This is a genomic window from Pseudorhodoferax sp. Leaf267 (assembly GCF_001422405.1).
Taxonomy (GTDB): Bacteria; Pseudomonadota; Gammaproteobacteria; order Burkholderiales; family Burkholderiaceae_C; genus Pseudorhodoferax.
Genome location: NZ_LMMV01000005.1, coordinates 1 through 16,111, shown reverse-complemented (window position 1 = coordinate 16,111; position 16,111 = coordinate 1). Strand labels below are relative to the sequence as shown.

Below are 16,111 nucleotides of genomic sequence, written 5' to 3'. Positions count from 1 at the left end.
CATGCCGCCCGCAGCGCGCGCGTGATGGCCGACCGCACACCGCGCCTTCGCCTGTACCGCCGCGTGCTGGCCACCCTGGCCGCGCTGGCGCTGGTGCTGGGCTGCGCGGTCTACGCCTACGACGAGGGCGAACGCCGCGGCCAGGCCGCCTTGCAGGCCGACGCCAACCACCGGCTGGACCTGTTCGCCTCGGCCGTGGAGGGCATGATCAAGCGCTCCGAGCACGTGCCGGCCACGATCCAGCTCAACCGCGAGATCCTGTCGCTGCTGCGCGAGCCCGACAGCCCGGCGCGCGTGGCCGCGGCGAACTTCTACCTGCGCCGGCTGAACGCGCACGTGGGCAGCCTGGCGGCCTTCACGCTGAACGACCGCGGCGTGGTCGTGGCGTCCAGCAACGAGAGCCACCCGGACGACAGCCTGCTGGGCAACGACGTGTCGTTCCGGCCCTACTTCCTGGAGGCGCTGTCCGGCCGCGTGGGCCGGCATTTCGCGATCGGCGTGGACGGCAGCATCCCGGGCTACTTCGTCTCGCACCCGATCCGCGACGGCGCCAACGTGGTCGGCGTGGCGGCCATCAAGATCAGCCTGGACCCGATCGCCCAGACCTGGGAGATGGTGGGCGCGCCGGCCCTGCTGGCCGATGCCAACCGCATCGTGATCGACTCCTCGCGCAGCGAATGGCGCTACACCTCGCTGGCGCCGCTCTCGGTGGACCGGCGCGTGGACCTGCAGCTGACCCGCCTGTACAACGACATGCAGATCCCGCAGTTCCCGCTGGTGCCCGAGCTCGCGCAGGAAGACAGCCAGCGCATCGGCAACCAGCTGATCCTCACGCGCCCGCTGGACGGCATGGACTGGCGCGTGATGCTGTTCCTGGACCTGAAGGACGTGCGCTCCGGCGCGCTGCTGGGCGCCACCATGTCTGCCGTGGCGGCGTCCTTCCTGGTGCTGCTGGCGCTGTTCCTGGCGCAGGGCCGGCGCATCCAGCGCCAGCGCGCCGAATCGCGGCGGCTGCTGGAGGCCGCCAACGCCGAGCTCGAATCCAAGGTGCGCGCGCGCACGCAGGACCTGACCGCCGCGAACCTGCGCCTCATGCGCGAGGTCGGCGAGCGCGAGCAGGCCGAGCAGACCTTGCGCGCCACGCAGAGCGAACTCGTGCAGGCCGCCAAGATGGCCGTGATCGGCCAGCTGGCCGCCGGCATTACGCACGAGCTCACGCAGCCGCTGGGCGCGCTGCGCACGCTGTCGGGCAATGCCGAGGAGTTCCTGCGCCGCGGCCAGATGGACCCGCTGGCCGGCAACCTCACGATCATCGCGCGGCTGACCGACCAGATGGGCAAGATCATCCAGCCGCTCAAGGCCTTCGCGCGCAAGTCCGAGGCCACGCACGCGGCGGTCGACGTCGGCCAGACTTTCAGCAACGCGCTGTTCCTGTATGGCCTGCGCGTGCGCCAGCAGAAGGTGCAGGTGGTCAACGGCTGCGCGCCGGCGGAGGTCTGGGCCTGGTGCGACGCGAACCGGCTCGAGCAGGTGCTCATCAACCTGATCGGCAACGCGCTGGACGCCATGGTGTCCACGCCGGCGCCCTGCCTCACGCTGCGCGCCGGCTCCTTCTTCAAGGACGAGGGCGGCCCGCGCTGGACCTGGATCTGCGTCGAGGACAACGGCAGCGGCCTGTCCACGGCAGCGCGCGCGCAACTGTTCGAACCTTTCTTCACCACCAAGGCGCCCGGCGCCGGCCTGGGCCTGGGGCTCGTCATCTCGCGCGACATCGTGCGCGGGTTCGGCGGCGACATCCAGGCCGCAGACCGCGTCGGAGGCGGCACCAGCTTCCGGCTGGCGCTGCCGGCCGAAGCCCCGGAGCGCACCCCCGCATGAACGATCTCCAGATCTCCGTCCTCATCGTCGAAGACGATCCCCATGTGCAGCTCGGTTGCGTGCAGGCCCTGCAGCTGGCCGGCGTGGCCGTCAGCGCCGTGGACTCGGCCGAGCAGGCCATGGCGCGCGTGCAGCCCGGCTTCGCCGGCGTGGTCGTCACCGACATGCGGCTGCCGGGCGCGGACGGCCTGGCGCTGATCCGCTACTGCCACCAGCTCGATGCCGACCTGCCCGTGATCATGATCACCGGCCACGGCGACGTGGTGCTCGCAGTGGAGGCCATGCGCAGCGGCGCCTACGACTTCATCCCCAAGCCGTTCTCGCCCGAGGTGCTGGTCGAGGTCGTGCGCCGTGCGCTGGAGAAACGCGCGCTCACGCTGGAGGTGGTGGCGCTGCGCAAGTCGCTAGCCAGCCGCGCGGGGCTGGAGAGCAAGCTCATCGGCAACTCACCCCAGATGCAGCGCGTGCGCAAGCTCGTGGCCGAGATCGCCGACTCACCCATCGACGTGCTCGTGCATGGCGAGACCGGCACCGGCAAGGAGGTCGTGGCCCAGGCGCTGCACACGCATTCCACGCGCCGCGCCGCGCCCTTCGTGGCGCTGAACTGCGGCGGCATGCCGGACGCGCTGCTGGACAGCGAACTCTTCGGCCACGAGTCCGGCGCGTTCACGGGCGCGCAGAAGAAGCGCATCGGCAAGATCGAGCATGCGCACCAGGGCACGCTGTTCCTGGACGAGGTCGAGTCCATGCCCTCGGGCATGCAGATCAAGCTGCTGCGCGTGCTGCAGGAGCGGCGCATCGAGCGCCTGGGCTCCAACGAAGGCACGCTGGTCGACGTGCGCGTGGTCGCCGCCACCAAGGACAACCTGCTGCAGCGCGCCAAGGAGGGCAGCTTCCGGCCCGACCTGTACTACCGGCTCAACGTGGTGGCCATCGAGCTGCCCGCGCTGCGCGAGCGGCGCGAGGACATCCCGCTCCTGACCGAGCACTTCATGCTGCTGGGCGCCAGCCGCTACAGCCGGCCGCACCCCGGCGTAAGCAAGGAGCAGATGCAGCGGCTCATGGCGCACGACTGGCCGGGCAACGTGCGCGAGCTGCGCAACGTCTGCGACTGCATGGTGCTGGGCATCGCCAACAGCGTGCTCGGCCCGGTGGAGCCGCAGGCGCAGGCGCCCGACGCGCCGCAGGCCTCGCTGACCGAGCTGGTCGACGGCTACGAGCGCGACCTGATCGCCGCCGAGCTCAGCCGCAACCAGGGCAACGTGGCCCACAGCGCGCGCGCTCTGCGCATCCCCAAAACCACGCTGGCCGACAAGATCCGCAAGCACGGGCTGTCGTGACCCGCGCGGGCCGCGACGGGAAGCCGTTGCGGCGCGAACGGATTTCCGTTTGTGGCGAAAGGCACGCTTTGGCGAATGCAACACGTGCGTTGACCCAAGGGCCTTGAATTGCATGACTTTTTCGCTTGAGTTGTAAGCGACCTGCGTGTGGCACATGCATTGCTGAGTGCCTCTGTCATCGCGCAGTCACGCGAACGACTTCAGTTGCCGGCAGGGCGCGCACATGTGGCCCGTGCCGGCATTTCCCATGCATCACGGACTTCATCCGGAAGGTCTTCATGACGAACAGATTCAACTTGAGTGCGGTCGCTTGTTCGGTGGCCCTTGTCATCGCAGGTTGCGGCGGCAGCAGCGACGACGACACGCCAGTGGCGCCACCGCCCCAGACCAACCCCAACGTGCCCACCATCTCGCCGGCCGTGCAGTCCGCTGCGCAGAAGCTGGCCACCGACGCCACCATCCAGGCCATCGTGGCGGAGTGGAAGACGCCCACGGACACGCAGGCACGGTTCAACCAGCACATGGAGCTGGTGCGCATCGCATCGCCGTCGCGTGAGGAATACAACCGCGCGCTCGAGATCAAGCGCCGCATGGTCCAGGAATGGGGCTTCCTGCCCAGCGAGATCAAGACGCGCGACGACGGCACGCTGGCCGGGTCGGACGTGCAACTGGTCGATGGCCTGCCCGTCTACAACATCTGCGCCGAGATCAAGGGCACGTACTCCAGCTCGCCGGGCGCCCAGTCCTACCGCGGCCAATATCCCAAGGTGCTGGTCGAGGGCCACATCGACACGGTGAACCCCGAGAAGCTGACCTACCTGTACGAGCCGGTCAAGCTGCAGCCCATCGCCCAGCCGATCGTGGAGACACCGGCCCAACTTGCCGCCATTGCCGACGAGCTGGCGTTCGACGGCACCGGCCGCGTGGTGCAGGACGCCAACTACATCAAGGCACGCCAGTACTACGCCAACGCCGAGGCCGCCATGGCCGGCGGCGCCGTGCGCATCTACGTGCCCGGCTATGGCGACGCCATGGGCAACGTCTCGGGCGTGCTGAACATCGCCAAGGCCATGAAGAAGTACAACGTCAAGCCGGTCTACGACATGTGGTTCTGCGGCACGGCGGGCGAAGAGGGCAAGGGCAACCTGGCCGGCATGAAGCAGCTCTACGGCTACGACCAGAACCTGGGCACGGGCACCAACCCGCTGAATTTCGTGACGAACTTCGGCATCGACGGCGGCAGCGGCACCATCAACTTCATCGGCAGCTACCGCTTCGAGATGAAGTACACGGCGCCCACGGCCCCTGGCCCCAACACGCCGAACGCGGTGGAAGCGGCTGCAGCGTCGATCGCCAAGATCGCGGACATCAAGACGCCCTGGGACACCGACAAGACGGCCCTGAAGACCACCTACACCGTGGGCGTGGCCAGCTGCGAAGACCCCGTGGCCGGCAGCAACGTCGTGCCCAGCTGCACCATCCAGGTCGACATGCGCTCGCCGCGCATCGCGCCGCTCAACGAGATCCGCGCGCGCATCGAGCCCCTGTTCCAGGCCGGCGTGACCGAGGAGAACGCGCGCTTCAGCGTGGCCGACAACTCGGCGCAGGCCGTCCAGCTGCAGCTGACCTGGTTCGGCGACCGCCCACCGCATGAGCGCACCGACCTGTCCGACGTGTCGATCCAGGCCGCCTGGCAGTCCGCCGAAACCGTCGGCGTCGACCAGCTCAAGGAGGTGTCCACCGCCGCGAGCAGCCTGAACGACAACGTGCCGGCCGCCATCGGCGTGCCCACCATCAACCTGAACATCGGCACGTCTGCCACCGGCGGCGGCGGCCACGCGTTCTGGGAATGGGGCATCCCTGGCGAATCGGCCAAGGAAGTGCTGCGCATGCAGCGTGTCATGAGCGCCGCGCTGATCGCGTCCGGCTTCACCGCCGCCGACGGCACCGTGGTGGCACCTGCCGCGCCAGCCATCGGCAAGCGCACGGCCGAAGTCAAGTAATCGAAGGAGTCCATTCCATGAAGAAAACCATTGCTTCCCTGCTGTGCCTCGCAGCGTTCAGCCTGGCATCCGCGCCGGTGGCCGCGCAGCAGACCGGTCGCGTGCTGGTCGAGTTCCAGGCTCCTGGCGGCCACAGCAACGGCGCCTATGGCCGGACCAGTGCGGTCCATGCCGCGGGCCGTGCCATCGTGCAGATGAAGACCGCGGGGCTGCCGGCAGGTGCCTACCAGCTTCGGGGCCTGAACGGCGGCAATTCGGTCAACAGCCTGGCCAGCGATGCGCGCTATGAGGTGCTGCTGACTGCGGCCGACGCCACGGCGCTGCAGTCCATGGTGGCCCAGGTCACCGCGGCAGCCAAGGCCGGTGCCGATGCCGAGAACGCATTCCGGGGCGTGAAGGAGGGCGATCTCGCCGGCGGCGCCCCGGCTGCCATCCGCTACAAGGTGACGGCGCAGTAAAGCCGCCAGGCGGCACACGCAAGAAGAAAGGCCGTCCCGAGGGACGGCCTTGTGCCTTTCAACGCTGCGCGATCACTTGACCGCGTACTCTTCCATCGGCTTGTCGTTCGGGTTCGCCCAGGCGGCCTTGGTGGCCTCGGACAGCGGCAGGCCGACCTTGGTGTTGGTCGGCGGCGTGGGCTGCATGAACCACTTGTCGTAGAGCTTGGCCAGCGAGCCATCGGCGATCTGGCGCTTGATGCTGTCGTCCACGGCCTTCTTGAAGGCGTCGTCACCCTTGCGCAGCATGCAGGCGATGGGCTCAACCGACAGCACCTCGCCGACCATCTTGTAGTCCGATGCATTGCGCGACTTCGAGGCATTGGCCGCGAGGATGGAGCCGTCCATCACGAAGGCGTCGGCGCGGCCCGATTCGAGCAGCAGGAAGCTGTCGGCGTGGTCCTTGCCCATCACCGTCTTGAAATCGATGTCGGTGCCGCGCTCGCTCTTGCGCAGCGTCTGCACGGAGGTCGTGCCGGTCGTCACGGCCACGGTCTTGCCGTTCAGGTCCTTCACACCCTGGATGCCCGAGTTGCTCTTGGTCAGGATGCGCACTTCCTCCACGTAGGTCGTGACGGCGAAGGCCACGTCGCGCGCACGTGCCGAGTTGTTCGTGGTGGAGCCGCATTCCAGGTCGACCGTGCCGTTCTGCACGAGCGGGATGCGGTTCTGCGAGGTCACGGGCGAGTAGGTGATCTTCAGTTCCTTGCCCGCGGCCTTGCCCAGGTCCGCGATGATGCGTTCGCCCATCTCGGTGTGAAAGCCCACGTACTTGCCGTTGCCCAGGGTGTACGACAGGCCGGACGAGTCGCGCACGCCCAGGCTGATGGCACCACTCGACTTGATCTTCGCCAGCGTGTCGTTGCTCTGCGCATAGGCGCTGCCGGCCGCCACTGCGGCGCAGACGATGGCGAGGATGTGCTTGTTCATTCAATAACTCCTATCGGATAGCTCGTGGGAAGACCCCGCACCCGCGGCGCGGGGGGATCCCGACCGCAGACGCACACGTAACAGCAGGTTGCATGCCACGCAGCTCTTGGAGTGCGCCACCGGGGAATCGTTCCTGCACAGCCGGCGGCGGCTGGCGGATTCCCGTTCGCATGCGCCTGGAACGGACGGAAATCCGTGGGGTGCTCAGCTCAGCAGCGCCTGCGCGAACTCGCGCGCGTCGAAGGTTTCCAGGTCCTCCAGCTTCTCGCCCACGCCGATGAAGTAGACCGGGATCGGCCGCTCCTGCGCGATGGCGGCCAGCACACCGCCCTTGGCCGTGCCGTCCAGCTTGGTGACGATGAGGCCGGTGAGCTCGATGGCGTCGTCGAAGGCCTTGACCTGGGCCAGCGCGTTCTGGCCGGTGTTGCCGTCGATCACGAGCAGCACCTCGTGCGGGGCCGTGGCATCGGCCTTGGCCACCACGCGGCGGATCTTCTTGAGCTCTTCCATCAGGTGCAGCTGCGTGGGGAGCCGGCCCGCGGTGTCCACCAGCACCACGTCCTTGCGCCGCGCGCGGCCCGCGTTCACGGCGTCGAAGGCCACGGCCGCCGGGTCGCCGCCTTCCTGGCTCACGATCTCCACGTAGTTGCGGTCGGCCCAGACGGCCAGCTGCTCGCGCGCCGCGGCGCGGAAAGTGTCGGCCGCGGCCAGCAGCACCGAGGCCTTGTGCGAGGCCAGGTGCCGCGTGAGCTTGCCGATGGAGGTCGTCTTGCCGGCGCCGTTGACGCCCGTCACCATGATCACGGTGGGCTGCCGTTCGCCGACGACCAGGGCCTTCTCCAGCGGGCGCAGCAGGTCGGCGATGGCCTCGACCAGCAGGCCCTTGACGGCCGCGGGGTCGGTCGCGCGCGCCTCCTTCACGCGGCGGCGCAGGTCGTTCAGCAGCTGGGTGGTGGCCTTCACGCCGGTGTCGGCCATGAGCAGGGCTTCTTCGAGCTGCTCGTACAGCGCCTCGTCGATCTTCGTGCCCGTGAACACGGTGGTGATCGACGAGCCGGTCTTGCGCAGGCCCAGCTTGAGCCGGTCCATCCAGCCCTTGCGCACGGCGGGCGACTCGGGCGCGATCACCAGGTCGGGAAGCAGCGGCTCGGGCTCAGGCTCGGCCTCGACCTGGGCCAGGTCTTCGGGCCGCCATTCGAACGGCTCGGTGGGGGCGAACGCCGGGTCCACTTCGGGCTTGCCGCCGAAGGGCTTGCGCAGCCAGCCGAACGCACCGCCGCGCTCGGCCGGCGCCGGTGGTTCATCCGCCAGCGGGATGTCGACCGGTGTGTCCGCGGGCACGGCTTCAGCGGGAGTTGTTGGCTTTTTCTTGAAAAAACTGAACATTTGGGGCGTTCTTAGAATCGGATCATTCTATGAAACGACTTCTTTCCTTGTGTGGCACGGCCATGCTCGTGGCCGGGCTGCACGCGCAGCCTGCGCCCCAGCCCCTGGCCACCGATGCCCCGGGCGCTGCCAAGGCTGCGAACCAGGCCCAGCAGTTCCAGCTGGCCAACGGCATGACGCTGATCGTGAAGCCCGACCGGCGCGCGCCCACGGTGGCCCACATGGTCTGGCTGCGCGTGGGCAGCATGGACGAGGTCGACGGCACGAGCGGCGTCGCGCATGTGGTCGAGCACATGATGTTCAAGGGCTCGGCCAAGGTGAAGCCCGGCGAGTTCTCGCGCCGCGTGGCCGCGCTCGGTGGGCGCGAGAACGCGTTCACGGGCCGCGACTACACGGGCTACTACCAGCAGATTCCGGCCGACAAGCTGGAGGACGTGATGCGGCTCGAGTCCGACCGCTTCGCCCACAACCAGTGGCCCGACGACGAGTTCAAGCGCGAGCTGGAGGTGGTGAAGGAAGAGCGCCGCCTGCGCACCGACGACGCGCCGCGCGCGCAGTTGTACGAGGCGATGAGCGCCATCACCTTCGTGGCCTCGCCCTACCGCCGGCCCATCGTCGGCTGGATGAGCGACCTGGACGCCATGACGCCGCAGGACGTGCGCGCGTTCTACCAGCGCTGGTATGTGCCGGCCAACGCCGCCGTCGTCATCGCGGGCGACGTGGACGTGGCCCAGGTGCGGCGGCTGGCCGAGCGCACCTACGGTGCCATCGCTGCGCGCCCCGTGCCCGTGCGCAAGCCGCGCACCGAGCCGGCCCAGGCCGGCATCCGGCGCATGGACTTCAAGGCCCCGGCCGAGCAGTCCTACCTGGCGATGGCCTTCAAGGTGCCCAAGCTGGAGCAACTCGACAACAGCGACGACGCGCTGGCGCTCACCGTGCTGTCGGCCGTGCTGGACGGCTACCCCGGCGCGCGGCTGGAGCGCGCGCTGACGCAGGGCGTCGACCGCGTGGCCGACAGCGCAGGCGCCAGCAACGGCCTCATGGGTCGCGGCCCGCAGCTGTTCATGCTCGATGGCGTGCCGGCCCCCGGCAAGACCACCGACCAGCTGGAGGCCGCGCTGCGCGAGCAGGTGGCCAAGGTCGCGCGTGAAGGCGTCAGCGAGGCCGAGCTCAACCGCGTGAAGACGCAGTGGGTGGCCAGCGAGGTCTACAAGCTCGACTCGGTGTTCAACCAGGCGCGCGAGCTGGGCAGCCAGTGGGTCGACGGCTTCCCGCTGGACCTGTCGGACCAGCTCATCGCGCGCCTGCGCAACGTGAGCGCGGCCCAGGTGCAGGCGGTGGCCGCGCGCTACTTCGGCGACGACCAGTTGACGGTCGGCGTGCTGCGCCCGCAGCCCGTGGACCCGCAGCGCAAGAAGGCCGCACCGGCCGGCCTGCGCCACTGAACCCGTACGACCCCGCACGAGACCCCATCGCCATGAATCCCTTGATGCCTTCGGCGCGCGTGTTGCTCGCCGCCACCGTGCTGTGCGCCAGCGGCCTGGCCGCCGCCGCCATCCCCCTGCAGCGCTGGACGCAGCCCAGCGGCGCCCAGGTCTACCTGGTCGAGAGCCCGGCCATCCCCATGGTCGACGTGCAGATCGACTTCGACGCCGGCAGCCGGCGCGACCCGGCAGCCCAGGCCGGGCTGGCCGCCGTGACGGCGGGGCAGAGCGGCAAGGGTGTCTTGGCCAGGGGATCGGATCCAGCCCTGGACGAGAACGCCGTCTCCGAAGCCTGGGCCGACCTCGGCGCATCCTTCGGCGCCAGCGCCGGCAGCGACCGCATGAGCTTCTCGCTGCGCTCGCTGACCTACCCCGACCTCTTGCCCAAGGCCGCGCAGTTCGCAGCCCGCCAGCTCGGCGAGCCGGCCTTTGCCGAGCCTGTCTGGCAGCGCGACCGCGAGCGCATCGCCGCATCGCTCAAGGAGGCCAACACGCGGCCCGCCACCATTGCCGGCCGCACTTTCGCGCAGGCCGTCTACAGCGGCCACCCCTATGGCCAGGAGATGACCGAGCAGACCCTGTCGGCCATCTCGGTCGCCGACATGCGCGCGCTGTACACGGGCGCCATCCTGCCCTGCCGCGCCAAGGTCAGCGTGGTCGGCGCCGTCACGCGCGCGCAGGCCGACGCGCTGGTGCAGACCCTGCTGGCGCGCCTGCCGCAGACCGCCTGCGCGCCGCTGCCCACCGTGCCCGAAGTGCCCGCGCTCACGCAGGCCACCGAGCGCATCGTGCCGTTCGAGGCCGCCCAGGCCCAGGTGCTGATCGGCCAGCCCGGCTACAAGCGCGACGACCCCGACTTCTTCGCGCTGACGGTGGGCAACTACATCCTGGGCGGCGGCGGCTTCGTCTCGCGCCTGACCAACGAAGTGCGCGAAAAGCGCGGCCTGACCTACAGCGTCTACAGCTACTTCGCGCCGGGCCTGCACGCCGGCGCGTTCACGGTCGGCCTGCAGACCAAGGCCAGCCAGGCGCAGCAGGCCATCTCGGTTGCGCGCGAGACCCTGGCGCGCTTCGTCGCCGAAGGCCCCACCGCCGACGAGCTCAAGGCCGCCAAGGACAACCTGGTCGGCGGCTTTGCGCTGCGCATCGACAGCAACCGCAAGCTGCTCGACAACGTGGCCAACATCGCCTGGAACAACCTGCCGCTGGACTACCTGGACACCTGGACCCAGCGCGTGCAAGCCGTCACCGTCGACCAGGTGCGCGCCGCGTTCGCCCGCAAGCTGCAGCCCGAGCGCATGGTGACGGTGGTGGTGGGCGCCAGCGGCGGTTGACGGGCTCCCTCGCTGCTCCGGAGAGCGGCTGACTTACTCCCTCGCCCCTCTGGGGAGAGGGTTGGGGTGAGGGGCTGCGGCCTGAACCAGCTGAGCGGACGTCATGCAAGCGCCCCCCGCGCAGCCGCCACCACCGCCCGCCCCAGCCCATCCAGCAACGACGAAGCCGCCCGCGCATGCTGCCAATACAGCGGCACATCCAGCCCCGCGCCCGGCACCAGCTCCACCAACCGCCCACTCGCCAGCAGCGGCTGCACCAGCAGCAGCGGCTGCATGCCCCAGCCCATGCCGGCCAGGCCCGCCTCCACGAAGCCCTGCGACGACGGCAGCACATGGCAGGGCAGCGCCACGGCGCGCCGACACTGGCGGCGCACCCAGCGCGCCTGCAGCTGGTCCTTGCGGTCGAACAGCAGGCTGGGCGCATGCGCCAGCGTGCGCGCACTCACGCCATCGGCGAAGTACCGTGCCATGAACGCCGGGCTGGCCGCGGCCACATAGCGCAGCGCCCCCAGCGCCTGGCTGTTGCAGCCCGGCGCCGGCTTGGCCAGCGCCGTCACGGCGGCCAGCACGGCGCCGCTGCGCAGCCGCTCGGCCGTGTGGTCCTGGTCGTCCACGGTCACGTCCAGCAGCACGGGCGCCTGTGCGGCATGCTGCGCCACCGCGGGCGCGAACCAGCTCGCCAGGCTGTCCGCATTCACGGCCACGGGCAGCCGCGCGCGCTCGGCCGACGGCCCTGCCGCCACGGGCAGCACGCCCTGCAGGTCATGCTCCATGAGCCGCACCTGGGCCAGGTGGCGGCACAGCCCCTGGCCCACCTCAGTGGCCGTGCATGGCTGCCCACGCACGACCAGCGCGCAGCCCACGCGCTCCTCCAGCAGCCGCACGCGCTGCGACACCGCCGACGGCGTCACATGCAGCGCCTGCGCCGCGCGCTCGAAGCTGCCCTCGCGCACCACGGCGGCCAGCGCAGACAGGGCGGCGTAGTCGAGCATGGTCAATCTCCCGATGAAGCAGAACTGCATCGAGTTTAGAAGTTTGCGCTGGCCGCGCAGCCAGGCGATCGGCATGCTGGCGCCATGTCTGCATTTCTCCAGGGCTTCGCGCTCAGCCTCACCTTGATCGTCGCCATCGGCGCCCAAAACGCCTTCGTGCTGCGCCAGGGCCTGCAGCGCGCGCATGTGCTGCCGGTCGTGCTGTGGTGCGCGCTGGCCGACGCGGTGCTGGTGGCCGCCGGCGTCTATGGCCTGGCCGGCGTGCTCGGCGCGCAGCCGATGCTGGCCCGCGCCCTGGCCGCGGTGGGTGCCGTGTTCCTGGCCGGCTACGGCCTGCGCGCGCTGTGGCGCAGCCGGCGCCCGTCCACATTGCAGGCTGCGATGTCCGCACCCCCGGGCCGGGCGGCCGTGATGGCGCAGGCGGTCGCGTTCACGCTGCTGAACCCGCATGTGTACCTGGACACCGTCCTGCTGGTCGGCACGGTGGGCGCGCAGCATGCCCCGCTGGCCCGCGCCGCGTTCGTGGCGGGCGCGGCGGTCGCCAGTGCAGGGTGGTTCACGGCGCTGGGGTTCGGTGCGCGGTGGCTGGCGCCGGTATTTGCCAGGCCCAGGGCCTGGCAGTGGCTGGATGCGGCCTTGGGGGTGACGATGCTGGTGTTGGCCGCCGGGCTGGTGGCGGCGGCTCTGGGGTGATGGCGGCGCAACGCAACCGGCCTGCTGGGAACCGTCAGAACTTCAGCTGCTGGAGCGAATGCGCCAGGTTGTCTCGGGCCTGGTCTTCCCGCGCCGCGCGCAGCGCAGGCGTGTTGTAGATGGGGCTGCGCGCCAGGAACTCGGCGAGGACCTGCTGCCGTTTGCGGCGAAACAGCGCCTCGGGCACCCAGGCGTATTCCTCGCGGACCTGCCGCTCGTACGCGTCGAAGCGCGGCCGTGGCGCGCCCAGGATGGACAGGTCGATGTCGACCAGCAGCATCTGGTCGGGGCCTTGCGGCAAGGCCGAGTGCCGGGTCGCCAGGATGTGCTGCGTGATGTGCGCGATGCGCTGCTCGACGACCCCGGCCGCACGCAATTGCGCCGCGGCCCACTCGGCACTCCTCAACTCGTTGTCGCGGGCCTGCACGTGGTAGATGGCATCGTGAAACCACAGCGCCATCTCCACCTCGCCGGGCTCGATCGCCAGGTGAAGGTGCTGGCCCATCAGCGTCAGGCATTCGGACAGATGCTGGACCGTGTGGTACTTGCGCTGGGGCTCCGCATAGGCGTCGAGCAGCTTTTGCATGAGCGCAAGGCCGTCGCCTTGCGCACCGAGAGCCGACCAACACCGATGCCAGGAGGGCTGCACCATGTTGGCGGTCGGGTTCGCGTTCGACATGGGTTGCTCTTGCGATGTTCGCTCAATGAAGGGGCCAGGCGTGAACACGATTGGCGCGCCATTTGTAGAAGGTCGCGTCGCTGAAGCCGCCTTTGCGGCATAGATCCTTGATCGGCACACCGGCTTCGGCCTGCTTGATGAAACCGATGATCTGCTCCTCCGTAAATCTGCTCTTTCTCATGTCCGTCATTCTCCAAGTTGACGGACTTCGCTGCCATTACGCTGGTACGGCTGGAAGGGGGCAGGTCATTTGGGACATATTCCCCTCGTGAGTCGAAATAGCTTCCCATGACGACAGTCGGCTCTTCAGCAGCAAAGGGGAAAAGTGATCGACACGAGTCTGCGCGTTTGCCTGGAGTGGCACCTCCGTGAATCCGACCAAACCCTCGTCGTCAAGAGGCGCGCCTGCGGGATAGCCGAACACTTTCATGAGTTCAACGTCCGCTGCAGCAAATGGTTGAGCATCGTGCCAGTTCAGCATCGCGGTGTCCGCAACACCAAGGTGGAGCGACCGCCGAATGAGCAATGACAAGACGGCTTCACTCATGCGCGCGCCCATGCTTCCGTTTGGCGATCAGTGTTCCGAGCAGTCGAAGTGCGACGAGGTAGGCAAGAACGCAGCCGACAAATAACCACTGGCCGCCAAGCGCTGATTTAACAGGCTCGTAGAAAAAGCCAAGCAACGCGACTCCGACCAAATAGACGATGAACTGTGGACTCGTCTTCATGCTGCTCAACGTTGAAGTTGTGGGGCGGCGAAGCCGTCCCACACGAACGACCAGTTAGCCATCAGCTTCACAGCCCATCCTCCCTGCCCGATAGCCAACCCTGAAAGTGCGCTCGGGCCAACTTCGCCGCTTCGGGGTTGGGGAAAAACAGGTCAGCGCCTCCGTCGTAGGGAGCATAGATGCGGCTTCGTTGAACATCTGCGAACAGTACAGGTCCAGTTCTATCGTCTGCGACGGCAAGGAGAAGATCGTTGAAGGCGGCCTTGTGCCACTTAACTGGCAGACCGAAGAACTGAAGCTCGTCACCCTCATCTCCTGCAGACAAGACATGCACCGGCGTTCTGCCACTCAGCGGCAATGCTTCAAATGACCACGCTTGGTTCTCGCCGAAGCGAGTGACGAGCAATTGACAATCGGCGTCATCGCCTAGGACGTAGCTCGCGGCGACATTCTGGCGATGGAGAAGTTCAACACGCTCGGCATCCGTCTCCGCATATCGCTTCGATTCTGGAAGGATATGAACACGAAGCCACCGATCTGCCAATGCCGCTCGACAGAGGAAGCCTGCGGGCAATGCATCGCCGAAGCTAGCGCGCCACTCGGTCGCGAAAGGAAGCGTTTGCATCTGATGGCTAAGGTGCGAGCTCAGCGGGCGGCGAAGCCGTCCGCTGCAGCGAAAGGTTATGCGTTGCGACGCATCCAGTACAAAGGATCACAACACTCCTCCACGAATTGCGCGATCTCTCAGGGACGCCACCCAGTCGTTGTCCGAGCTCGCCAAGCAATCCACCAATGGCCAGCCTGATGCGGACTCAATCAAATGGAGAAAAGACCACGCTAAGCCGAAGCAGTTGTCCGGCCCAAAGAGTTTGACCAGCGCGCGGGCCTCTTCATCTGACACCGGCTTGGCGACGGAGTGGAGCGCTTCCTCAAGCTGACGCAAGTGCTCGATCGAGGCCTCGGATTCAGCAGGCAGCGGACCGAGCTGCAACAGACGTTCGATCTCAGGACGCATAACGCCGCCGCTCAGCCGGCGCCGCAGGCGGTCGGATGCAGCGGCCTGTTATGCAATATTGACATCGCAAACCGTCTCCGAATTGATGCCGTTCACCCGAGCGACCACCTTGAAGTGGCTGGCGTCTGCCTTAAAGGCCAATATGAAATCTTCATCTTCATCTTCATCGACAGAGCACTCGGCCCAATCCTTTGCTTGGCTTTCAATGTCGTCTCCCTCCGGAATGCCGTCAAGAACCCGAACGTCCTTGCGTTGAGGCCGCAACAGCGTGGGCAAATAGTCCTCGAAGCCCTCCTCTTCAATAACTCGATGAGTCATGGCAATGAACTGCTCAATCATCGCGATCCTCTTGCATAACGCTGAAAACAAGCGGCGCCGAAGGCGTCCGCCTTGGTTGACCAGTTAGCCATCGGCGCCCACATGAGTTGTTTCGCCAGACCAGAATTTGTTGAGGCTTTGCCACCAGTGCCTCGAGGATGGACCGAGGTAAGGAAGAAACGCATCGGGGTTTGTCGCGGAGTGGCCCCAAACGTTTTGGATAGCTTCGAGCACACCAACGGTTGCGAACTCCTGAGCGGCTGATGTGCCTTCATTGTGTAGGCGGTCAATGGCAGCGCCTGCCGCTACGAGGGCCGCTGAGTCTCCCGATTGGTAGAGGTTGAGCAAATGGCGCGCGAACTCGCCCGCTGCCACGTACGGGAGATCAGTCCCGTAGTCGTCAGTGTGAGCACGCCACAACCCCTGAAATGACGGGCATGCGTCAACCAGGACTTGCATCGCTTCGGTCTGCTCAATCATTGGATCTGATGGCTAACGTGTTATGGAGCGCAACGAACTGCTCCCCATCACGGCGCGTGCGCCATAACAAAGTGGCGCGCAGGCGCGTAAGTATTTGAAAGACATCACCTTTCTTCTCTTCTTGTGGCTTTGCATGGTCATTAAAAATTCCGGCGAAAGCGGCGCCCGTTACATCTGTCGACCTGCATGGCAGATGACGGTGCGAGCATGCCACGGCCTGCGGCTCGCAGCTAGGTGGCCTCAAGTTTGAAGTGCGACACGGCGCAACCTGTAAGGTGCCGCCCAAATGGGAACTCACTACTCGCACGTCACAGCAGCTGATCGGATGTCGATCCAGGCCTTGCTGCAAGCCAA

The 16,111-nt window shown here is 67.5% G+C and carries 16 protein-coding genes and 1 pseudogene; 7 read left to right on the top strand and 10 right to left on the bottom strand.

The window, feature by feature from the left end:
• Window positions 1-24: 24 nt before the first annotated feature.
• From ASF43_RS09875 to ASF43_RS09860, 4 genes are all read left to right on the top strand, one after another.
• Window positions 25-1,878, top strand: a complete 1,854-nt coding sequence (locus tag ASF43_RS09875; protein WP_056179780.1) for an ATP-binding protein — start codon at window positions 25-27, stop codon at window positions 1,876-1,878.
• Window positions 1,875-3,218: a sigma-54 dependent transcriptional regulator gene (locus tag ASF43_RS09870; protein ID WP_056179777.1), complete on the top strand. Its 1,344-nt coding sequence runs from the start codon at window positions 1,875-1,877 to the stop codon at window positions 3,216-3,218. Before ASF43_RS09875 ends, ASF43_RS09870 begins: the two co-directional genes overlap by 4 nt.
• A 278-nt stretch (window positions 3,219-3,496) precedes the next feature.
• On the top strand, window positions 3,497-5,221 hold the full coding sequence (locus ASF43_RS09865; protein ID WP_235578203.1) for a peptidase M20: 1,725 nt from the start codon (window positions 3,497-3,499) through the stop codon (window positions 5,219-5,221).
• Between the two features lie 17 nt (window positions 5,222-5,238).
• Entirely contained in the window at window positions 5,239-5,679 is a 441-nt protein-coding gene (locus ASF43_RS09860; RefSeq protein ID WP_056179774.1) for a hypothetical protein, read from the top strand.
• A gap of 72 nt (window positions 5,680-5,751) precedes the next feature.
• Here ASF43_RS09860 and ASF43_RS09855 read toward each other — a convergent pair whose 3' ends face one another.
• Both ASF43_RS09855 and ftsY read right to left on the bottom strand, forming a co-directional pair.
• Window positions 5,752-6,648, bottom strand: coding sequence for an amino acid ABC transporter substrate-binding protein (locus ASF43_RS09855; RefSeq protein WP_056179771.1), 897 nt, complete (start codon window positions 6,646-6,648; stop codon window positions 5,752-5,754).
• 204 nt (window positions 6,649-6,852) lie between these two features.
• Entirely contained in the window at window positions 6,853-8,034 is a 1,182-nt protein-coding gene (gene ftsY / locus ASF43_RS09850) for a signal recognition particle-docking protein FtsY (RefSeq protein ID WP_056179769.1), read from the bottom strand.
• Between the two features lie 29 nt (window positions 8,035-8,063).
• On the opposite strand from ftsY, the gene ASF43_RS09845 reads away from it, so the two are divergent.
• Entirely contained in the window at window positions 8,064-9,479 is a 1,416-nt protein-coding gene (locus ASF43_RS09845) for a pitrilysin family protein (RefSeq protein ID WP_056179766.1), read from the top strand.
• A gap of 32 nt (window positions 9,480-9,511) precedes the next feature.
• Window positions 9,512-10,852, top strand: coding sequence for a pitrilysin family protein (locus ASF43_RS09840; RefSeq protein ID WP_056179764.1), 1,341 nt, complete (start codon window positions 9,512-9,514; stop codon window positions 10,850-10,852).
• Window positions 10,853-10,953: 101 nt separating this feature from the next.
• Here ASF43_RS09840 and ASF43_RS09835 read toward each other — a convergent pair whose 3' ends face one another.
• Window positions 10,954-11,844, bottom strand: coding sequence for a LysR family transcriptional regulator ArgP (locus tag ASF43_RS09835; RefSeq protein ID WP_056180142.1), 891 nt, complete (start codon window positions 11,842-11,844; stop codon window positions 10,954-10,956).
• Window positions 11,845-11,928: 84 nt separating this feature from the next.
• Here ASF43_RS09835 and ASF43_RS09830 point away from each other — a divergent pair, with 84 nt between their 5' ends.
• Window positions 11,929-12,537, top strand: coding sequence for a LysE/ArgO family amino acid transporter (locus ASF43_RS09830; RefSeq protein ID WP_056179761.1), 609 nt, complete (start codon window positions 11,929-11,931; stop codon window positions 12,535-12,537).
• A 34-nt stretch (window positions 12,538-12,571) separates the two neighbouring features.
• Here ASF43_RS09830 and ASF43_RS09825 read toward each other — a convergent pair whose 3' ends face one another.
• From ASF43_RS09825 to ASF43_RS09815, 7 genes and pseudogenes are all read right to left on the bottom strand, one after another.
• Window positions 12,572-13,216 carry a hypothetical protein gene (locus tag ASF43_RS09825; protein ID WP_056179759.1) on the bottom strand — a complete coding sequence of 215 codons (645 nt, stop codon included), beginning with the start codon at window positions 13,214-13,216 and terminating at the stop codon, window positions 12,572-12,574.
• 52 nt (window positions 13,217-13,268) lie between these two features.
• Window positions 13,269-13,397: pseudogene (locus tag ASF43_RS09820) on the bottom strand (transposase); the annotation flags it as partial.
• A 36-nt stretch (window positions 13,398-13,433) separates the two neighbouring features.
• On the bottom strand, window positions 13,434-13,763 hold the full coding sequence (locus ASF43_RS30610) for a hypothetical protein (RefSeq protein ID WP_156373253.1): 330 nt from the start codon (window positions 13,761-13,763) through the stop codon (window positions 13,434-13,436).
• Window positions 13,756-13,953, bottom strand: a complete 198-nt coding sequence (locus tag ASF43_RS30605) for a hypothetical protein (RefSeq protein ID WP_162241794.1) — start codon at window positions 13,951-13,953, stop codon at window positions 13,756-13,758. The genes ASF43_RS30610 and ASF43_RS30605 overlap by 8 nt, the downstream gene beginning before the upstream one ends.
• A gap of 58 nt (window positions 13,954-14,011) precedes the next feature.
• Window positions 14,012-14,569, bottom strand: a complete 558-nt coding sequence (locus ASF43_RS30600) for a hypothetical protein (protein WP_156373251.1) — start codon at window positions 14,567-14,569, stop codon at window positions 14,012-14,014.
• A gap of 87 nt (window positions 14,570-14,656) precedes the next feature.
• Window positions 14,657-14,959: a hypothetical protein gene (locus tag ASF43_RS30595; RefSeq protein WP_156373250.1), complete on the bottom strand. Its 303-nt coding sequence runs from the start codon at window positions 14,957-14,959 to the stop codon at window positions 14,657-14,659.
• 48 nt (window positions 14,960-15,007) lie between these two features.
• Window positions 15,008-15,298, bottom strand: coding sequence for a hypothetical protein (locus tag ASF43_RS09815; protein WP_056179756.1), 291 nt, complete (start codon window positions 15,296-15,298; stop codon window positions 15,008-15,010).
• Between the last annotated feature and the right edge of the window lie 813 nt (window positions 15,299-16,111).

Excerpts from the sequence above, each read along its gene's own strand:
- ASF43_RS09875 (WP_056179780.1), top strand. The coding sequence starts at position 25 with ATGGCCGACCGCACACCGCGCCTTCGCCTGTACCGCCGCGTGCTGGCC.
- ASF43_RS09870 (WP_056179777.1), top strand. The coding sequence starts at position 1,875 with ATGAACGATCTCCAGATCTCCGTCCTCATCGTCGAAGACGATCCCCAT.
- ASF43_RS09865 (WP_235578203.1), top strand. The coding sequence starts at position 3,497 with ATGACGAACAGATTCAACTTGAGTGCGGTCGCTTGTTCGGTGGCCCTT.
- ASF43_RS09860 (WP_056179774.1), top strand. The coding sequence starts at position 5,239 with ATGAAGAAAACCATTGCTTCCCTGCTGTGCCTCGCAGCGTTCAGCCTG.
- ASF43_RS09855 (WP_056179771.1), bottom strand. The coding sequence starts at position 6,648 with ATGAACAAGCACATCCTCGCCATCGTCTGCGCCGCAGTGGCGGCCGGC.
- ftsY (WP_056179769.1), bottom strand. The coding sequence starts at position 8,034 with ATGTTCAGTTTTTTCAAGAAAAAGCCAACAACTCCCGCTGAAGCCGTG.
- ASF43_RS09845 (WP_056179766.1), top strand. The coding sequence starts at position 8,064 with ATGAAACGACTTCTTTCCTTGTGTGGCACGGCCATGCTCGTGGCCGGG.
- ASF43_RS09840 (WP_056179764.1), top strand. The coding sequence starts at position 9,512 with ATGAATCCCTTGATGCCTTCGGCGCGCGTGTTGCTCGCCGCCACCGTG.
- ASF43_RS09835 (WP_056180142.1), bottom strand. The coding sequence starts at position 11,844 with ATGCTCGACTACGCCGCCCTGTCTGCGCTGGCCGCCGTGGTGCGCGAG.
- ASF43_RS09830 (WP_056179761.1), top strand. The coding sequence starts at position 11,929 with ATGTCTGCATTTCTCCAGGGCTTCGCGCTCAGCCTCACCTTGATCGTC.
- ASF43_RS09825 (WP_056179759.1), bottom strand. The coding sequence starts at position 13,216 with ATGTCGAACGCGAACCCGACCGCCAACATGGTGCAGCCCTCCTGGCAT.
- ASF43_RS30610 (WP_156373253.1), bottom strand. The coding sequence starts at position 13,763 with ATGAGTGAAGCCGTCTTGTCATTGCTCATTCGGCGGTCGCTCCACCTT.
- ASF43_RS30600 (WP_156373251.1), bottom strand. The coding sequence starts at position 14,569 with ATGCAAACGCTTCCTTTCGCGACCGAGTGGCGCGCTAGCTTCGGCGAT.
- ASF43_RS30595 (WP_156373250.1), bottom strand. The coding sequence starts at position 14,959 with ATGCGTCCTGAGATCGAACGTCTGTTGCAGCTCGGTCCGCTGCCTGCT.
- ASF43_RS09815 (WP_056179756.1), bottom strand. The coding sequence starts at position 15,298 with ATGATTGAGCAGTTCATTGCCATGACTCATCGAGTTATTGAAGAGGAG.